The sequence below is a fragment of the uncultured Maricaulis sp. genome, from assembly GCF_963976135.1.
GTDB lineage: Bacteria > Pseudomonadota > Alphaproteobacteria > Caulobacterales > Maricaulaceae > Maricaulis.
Genome location: NZ_CAXBKN010000120.1, coordinates 1 through 6,359, shown reverse-complemented (window position 1 = coordinate 6,359; position 6,359 = coordinate 1). Strand labels below are relative to the sequence as shown.

Here is a 6,359-nt window from a genome sequence, read left to right as displayed (position 1 = left end):
AATGGTGAGCCCGCCGGGGCTCGAACCCGGGACCTACTGATTAAAAGTCAGTTGCTCTACCAGCTGAGCTACAGGCTCCTCATTTGAGGAGGGCCCTACCTATAGTGATGATTTCTGCCGGTCAATCGCGCCTTGCCTATGGATTTCAGCAATTACGATGCGATTTTGCCATAATTGCCGGTAATATCGAATGCATGAGTGGAAATATCCGTCTGCTGACATGCGTGATGGTGGCGTTAGCCGCCAGCGCCTGCTCGTCGACCGGCCAGAGCGCCGGAAATTTTGGCCGTGAAGAAACCAGCGTCGCGGTCGAGGATGCCATCGGCCTGCCGCGCGAACGCCCGGGGCCCGTCATGGTCGATGAGGGCGATGACACCGTCCCGACCCCCTATGGCGGCGAGGGCTCGCCGCGGCGTTGCTCGACCATCGCGCGCGATGTCGCCCGGCTGACGGTCGTGCTCGGTCCCGATGTCGAGGAAACCCAGCGCCAGCAGGCCGAGGAGGACGCGCATCGCGAAGGCTGGATCAGCCAGGGCGCGCATTTCGCCTCGCAGGCGCCGGAACTCGCAACGGACGGCGCCTGGGGCCTGTATCACTCCACCATTGTCGGCCTCAACCCGGTCCGCCCGGTGATCCGATTCATCGGTGGCGCCGGCCGCATCGAGGAGGATGCCCGCGAGCGCCGCGAAATGGCCCAGCGCCGCCGCGCCTATCTGCGCGGGATTTATGATGGCTTTGGTTGCCCGGCGGTCCAGATGCGCCGCGCCTTCGAGGCCTATGGCCTGGTTGAAGTGACGGAGTAGACCGCCGGCCCGATCTGGCGCCAGAACAGCCGCGTATCGCTGGGCGCTCCATCGGGCATCAGCGCATAGCCGGGAATGACACCCAGCGCTGTCCAGCCGGCGCGCTGATAGAGGCGGTCAGCAGGCGTGCCCGGCACCGTGTCGAGCACGAGCAAAGTCTTGCCGGCCTCGAGCGCTGCGGTCTCGATCGCGGCCAGCAAGGCTGCGCCCAGCCCCTGCTTGCGCGCGCTGGAATGAACCAGCATTTTCGAAACGTCACCGCGATGCGGCTGATTGTCGGGCTGGGCGAGGACCAGCTGGACCGAACCGGTCACGCGTCCCCCCGGCCCGTCCGTTGCTGCCAGCAGAATGCGTTCGCCGCGCTCGACACTGGCGATAATGCCCTGCCAGAACTGGCGCGCCCGGTCGCGCGACAGCGGCGCCATGAAGCCGACCGAAGCCCCGCCCTCGACGATATCGAGCAGGAGGTCACAAAACGCATCCAGCCGGGCGGTGATGTCTTCTGCCGTCAGGGCGCGGATATGGGGCGCGTCGCTCATGCGCTGCGGGTCGCCGCCTCGGCTGCGCCCTGATCCCATTTCGCCCGGAATTCGCGTCGAAACGCCTCGAACTCGCCGGCCGCAATGGCGGCACGGATGCGGGCCATCAAGTGTTCGAAATAGGCGATATTGTGCCAGGAGATCAGCATGGCCGAGAGGTATTCGCCTGATTTGAAAAGATGATTGAGATAGGCCTTGGAATAATCCCGGCTGGCGGGGCAATCGATTTCCGGCGCCAGCGGCGTGCCGTCCTCGATGAATTCGGCGCGCTTGATATTGATCGGGCCGTAATCGGACCAGGCCTGGCCATGGCGGCCCGACCGGGTCGGCAGGACGCAATCGAACATGTCGACCCCGCGCGCGACGGCCTCGACCAGATCGATCGGCTTGCCGACGCCCATCAGATAGCGCGGCCGCTCCACCGGCAGATGCGGCGTGGTGAAATCGAGCACATCGCACATCTGCTCGAAGCCCTCACCGACGGCGAGGCCGCCAATGGCATAGCCGTCAAAGCCGATTTCCTTAAGCCCTTCAGCCGATTGGCGCCGCAAATCCTCGAACACCGACCCCTGGACAATGCCGAACAAGACCTGGTCGTCGCGGGTTCCGAAGGCGTCCTTGGAGCGCTGCCCCCAGCGCAGGGACAGCTCGAGCGAGGCCTTGGCCTCGGCGGGGGTGCAGCCGAAGGCGGTGCATTCATCGAGCTGCATGGAGATATCGGCGCCGAGCAGGTCGGCCTGGATCTCGATCGAACGCTCCGGTGTGAGATGGTGTTTCGAGCCGTCGATATGACTTTGGAAGGTGACGCCCTCTTCGGTCATCTTGCGCAGTTTCGACAGCGACCAGACCTGGAAACCACCGCTATCGGTCAGGATCGGGCCTTTCCAGGTGGAGAATTTATGCAATCCGCCCAGACGCTTGACCCGTTCGGCACCGGGGCGCAGCATGAGATGATAGGTATTGCCCAGGATGATGTCGGCGCCGGTATCGCGGACCTGGTCCATATAGAGCGCCTTGACGGTGCCCGCGGTGCCGACCGGCATGAAGGCCGGGGTGCGGATATCGCCGCGCGGGGTCTTGAGCACGCCGGTGCGGGCCTTGCCGTCGGTGGCGTGGATTTCATAGGCGAAAACGCTCATCGCGCGCGCTCCAACAGGCTGGTATCCCCGTAGGAATAGAAACGGTAACCGTTTTCAATGGCATGGGCATAGGCGCGCTGCATGGTCTCGAGCCCGGCCAGGGCGCTGACCAGCATGAAAAGCGTCGAGCGCGGCAGGTGGAAATTGGTCAAAAGCGCATCGGTGATGCGGAAATCATAGCCCGGCGTGATGAAAATCTCGGTGTCGCGGCTGCCCGCTTCGATACGCCCGATCTCCGGGGCCAGGCTCTCCAGGGTGCGCAGCGCGGTAGTGCCGACGGCGATGACGCGGCGGCCCTGTAACCTTGCCGTATTGATGGCGCTGGCCGCCTGCTGGCTGACCGTACACCACTCGCCATGCATGCGGTGGTCTGCCGTATCCTCGGCCTTGACCGGCAGGAAGGTGCCGGCGCCGACATGCAGGGTGACATCGCAGCGCTCAATCCCGCGCGCGGCCAGGGCGTCGAACAGGCGCGGCGTGAAATGCAGGCCGGCAGTCGGCGCGGCGACGCTACCATCTTCGCGTGCGAATAAAGTCTGATAATCCTCGACATCCGCCGCATCAACATTTCGCTTGCGAGCTATATAAGGCGGCAGAGGCGGAACACCGGTCGCGGCGATAGCTTCATCGAGCGCGGCGCCGGACAGATCGAAGGCCAGAAGCGTGTCGCCGCCCTCCGCCTTTTCGACGACCTCGGCGGAGAATGTGCCGAACTCGATCCGGTCGCCGATCTTCAGCCGTTTGGCCGGGCGGATAAAGGCGCGCCATCGGTCCGGCCCGGTGCGCTTGTGCAGATTGATCTCGCAGCTGACATCACCGCCGCCGCCCTGCTCGCGCGCGGCGCGTATGCCCACCAGGGCTGCCGGGATGACGCGGGTATCATTGAAGACCAGAAGATCGCCGGCCCGCAACAGGTCCGGCAGGTCGAGCACGGCCTTGTCGGCGAGCTGGCCGGCGGCATCGACATGCAGCAGCCGCGCGCTGTCGCGGGGCCGCGCCGGGCGCAAGGCAATACTGGCCTCGGGCAGGTCAAAATCGAAATCATCTACGCGCATGGGCAGGGTCTAGAGCATTTTCAGCCAAAGTGGGAACCGGTTTTGCGGTGCGAAAATGCGGCACCGGCATTTTCGGACACACCGGTTCGCAATCTTTGCCGTGTAGTCGAGAGTTCAGACATTCAAACGGATATCCGCCTTGCGTCATACGATCACTGCCCTTCTCGCCACCGGACTGGTCGCCGGCATCGCCCTCGTCCTGGCCCTGGCGCCGATCTGGCGCGGTTTCGATGCGGCGCGCGAGGTCTGGCCCATCCTGCTGGTTCTCGCGGCTATCGCGACGCTGAGTGTACAGGCCAACCGGCACCGCCCGGCCCGTCTGCTCAGCCTTGTGGCATTGGCTGCGGTGATCGCACCGGGGATGGGCGAGAGCTGGCGGGCGATCTCGGATCCCTTGCCGGCCACTGCCGCCGCCCCGCGCCCGGGCGAAATCGATGTGCGGATCGGCACACATAATATGTGGGGCCGCAATGCCTCCCCCATGGAGGCAGCGCGAATTCTGCCGCCGCGCGCGCCCGATGTGCTGGCGCTGCAGGAAGCCTTCGGCGCCGCTCGCGCCCCGGCCGATGCACTCGAGGCGCAATATGCCTATGCCGCCCACTGCCGGGCCAATCGTCTGCTGAGCCATTTCCCCATCCTGGCATCGGGCTGTGTCGAACTACCGCCCGCGATCCGCGCCGCCGCGACCATTGCCTGCGACTGGGAAATCCCGCCCGCCGTCTGGGCCCGGCTGCGCCTGCCCGATGGCAGCGAGGCCGTCTTCGTCACCGCCCACCTGACCTGGCCCTTCCCCGGCGCCACCCAGGACTGCCAGCGCCGCGGCCTGAGCCGCGCCCTGGCGCAATGGCCGCGCGACAGGCTGGTGGTGATGGGCGATTTCAACGCCGCCGCCCCGGCCTATGCCCTCGCCCGCCTCGAACGCGATTTCGGCCTGACCCGCCGCTCGATCGGCATCGCCACCTTCCCCGCCGAGGGCCGGTTCGAGCAGGCCGGCCTGGGCACACCGCCCTTTGCGCCGATGCTGCTGGGCATTGATCATATCTTCGCCGGCGAGGCCTGGCAGACGATCTCGATTAAGGCCGGGCCGAATACGGGGTCGGATCACCGCCCGCTGCTGGCGACGCTGCGCTTGAGGGCACCCGACGCGCAGCCGTGAGACCCGTTCTCCACCTGCCCTCCCGATCAACGCGCCTCAATCAAACGTCATGCTCACGATATTTTTGAACTTTTGAGAGTTAAATGTCTCAAGCTCTTCCCCCGGAGGAGCGCAGCGAATTCCGGGGAAACGGCTTTGTTGTGTTTAGTCCCGTGGAGGCCCGGGGCCAGACCCCGCCCTGCGTCGGCGAGTTTTGAAGGAGAGCGTTATCCTCAGGCGATTGCGCCGGGAAACGGATACCCCGCCTCAACGCCCCTCCACAGTCACCCGTGCGAGATGGTTCGTCCCGCTCTGATGTATCAGCAAAGCCTCGCCATCACGCGTCGTCCGCATATGGCGCAATATCCCGGCATGGACCGGGCCGGAGGGAATCGGCCAGCTCTGAAATGTCTCGGCCTGCGGGTCGAAGCGCACCAGCATGTCGGGCCTCACACCGCTTTCATTATACCAGATCGCGCCATCGAAAACGGCGATGGCATAGGGGTGCGAATTGGGGCCGCTGGGCGAATCCCATTCGCGGATCTCGCCGCTTTGCGGATCATAGCGGCCGAGCCGTCCCAGCCGCGAATTGACCCACCAGATCATGCCGTCGGCATCGATATCGAGCCGGCGCACCGTGGTGCCGGCATCCGGCAGGGTGATTTCCTCGACATCCATCGTTTCGGGGTCAACGCGCAGCAGGCAATTGGCGCCATTGCAGGCGACCCAGACAATGCCGTCTTCCGCGATCTTGACGCCATAGGGCCGCGAGTTGGCCCGCGGACTGTCGACCAGCCGGACCTCGCCACTTTGCGGATCGAGACGGCCGATCATATTGCTGCCCTGCAGCGAGAACCACATGATGCCATTGGCATCGAACTCGGCCGTGTGCGGGTCGCGCGCGGCCTCGTCGGGCATCGGATACTCTGTGATCTCGCCGCTGGCCGGATTGAAGCGGCCAATCGTGGCGTTGCGATTGCCAGTATACCAGGCATCGCCGTCCGGACCGATCGTCACCGAATGCGGCCCCGCGCCGGCGGGCAGATCAAATTCCTCCATCGCGCCGGTCTCAGGGTCGAGCCGGCCGAGAATGTCCAGCCATTGCCCGACCCACCAGATACTCCCATCGCCCGCCTCGACCGGATCGCGCGAGCGCTGCCCCAGGGTCGGCACCTGCCATTCCTCGAAGCTGATGATGAGCGGGCCATCGACCGGTGTCGCGGCGCGGTTGTCATTGGGCGGGTAATGTTCGGCAAGATAGTCGAGGATTTCCGCCTGCATTTCCGGCGCGCCGGACAGGTCGATCATCGTCGCGGTGAGCGATTGCCAGTCATCACGCGAATAGCCCGATGTGCTCTCGACCGTGCGGATCGAATGGCAAGCCGAACAGACGGCTTCGACCGTCTCGCGGGCCTCACCGCCGGAATGCGCCAGGGCTGTAGCGGGGTGGCAAAGCGCGGCGGCGATGATGAGGGGGGAGATCATATGGCGTTGCATGTCAGGGCTCCGGGCGGTGGCATGATCGGGGCAGTGTAGTGGAAGATTGGCGGATTGGGAGGGGGAAATCGGGAGAGGTCTTTGCGCCGGTGGCGGCGCTCGGCTGCCCGGCGCAACGCGCTCTATCTCATAACAACACAAACCCTTGTCATCCCTGACGGATGCCCCGCGAAAGCGGGGCGCAGATCAGG

Annotated in this window: 6 protein-coding genes and 1 tRNA gene; 2 read left to right on the top strand and 5 right to left on the bottom strand. The window is 65.0% G+C overall.

Annotation, left to right across the window (positions count from 1 at the left end; all coding sequences use genetic code 11):
• Positions 1-2: 2 nt before the first annotated feature.
• Positions 3-78, bottom strand: a tRNA-Lys gene (locus AAC023_RS12985).
• 116 nt (positions 79-194) lie between these two features.
• Here AAC023_RS12985 and AAC023_RS12980 point away from each other — a divergent pair.
• Positions 195-803 (top strand): hypothetical protein, encoded by a 609-nt coding sequence (locus AAC023_RS12980; RefSeq protein WP_339741621.1) that lies wholly within the window; start codon positions 195-197, stop codon positions 801-803.
• Here the strand turns inward: AAC023_RS12980 and AAC023_RS12975 are convergent.
• From AAC023_RS12975 to queA, 3 genes are read right to left on the bottom strand one after another with little or no spacing between them, the layout of a single operon-like run.
• Positions 776-1,342, bottom strand: a complete 567-nt coding sequence (locus AAC023_RS12975; RefSeq protein ID WP_339741620.1) for a GNAT family N-acetyltransferase — start codon at positions 1,340-1,342, stop codon at positions 776-778. The genes AAC023_RS12980 and AAC023_RS12975 overlap by 28 nt on opposite strands.
• The gene (gene tgt / locus AAC023_RS12970; protein WP_339741619.1) at positions 1,339-2,481 is read right to left on the bottom strand and encodes a tRNA guanosine(34) transglycosylase Tgt; all 1,143 of its coding nucleotides are present in this window, start codon (positions 2,479-2,481) and stop codon (positions 1,339-1,341) included. The genes AAC023_RS12975 and tgt overlap by 4 nt, the downstream gene beginning before the upstream one ends.
• Entirely contained in the window at positions 2,478-3,536 is a 1,059-nt protein-coding gene (gene queA, locus AAC023_RS12965; RefSeq protein WP_339741618.1) for a tRNA preQ1(34) S-adenosylmethionine ribosyltransferase-isomerase QueA, read from the bottom strand. The genes tgt and queA overlap by 4 nt, the downstream gene beginning before the upstream one ends.
• Positions 3,537-3,675: 139 nt before the next feature.
• Between queA and AAC023_RS12960 the strand changes: the two genes are divergently transcribed.
• Complete coding sequence (locus AAC023_RS12960) at positions 3,676-4,692, top strand: endonuclease/exonuclease/phosphatase family protein (protein ID WP_339741617.1); 1,017 nt, start codon at positions 3,676-3,678, stop codon at positions 4,690-4,692.
• A gap of 246 nt (positions 4,693-4,938) precedes the next feature.
• Here the strand turns inward: AAC023_RS12960 and AAC023_RS12955 are convergent, their stop codons facing one another.
• Complete coding sequence (locus AAC023_RS12955) at positions 4,939-6,156, bottom strand: lyase (RefSeq protein ID WP_339741616.1); 1,218 nt, start codon at positions 6,154-6,156, stop codon at positions 4,939-4,941.
• Positions 6,157-6,359: the final 203 nt, after the last annotated feature.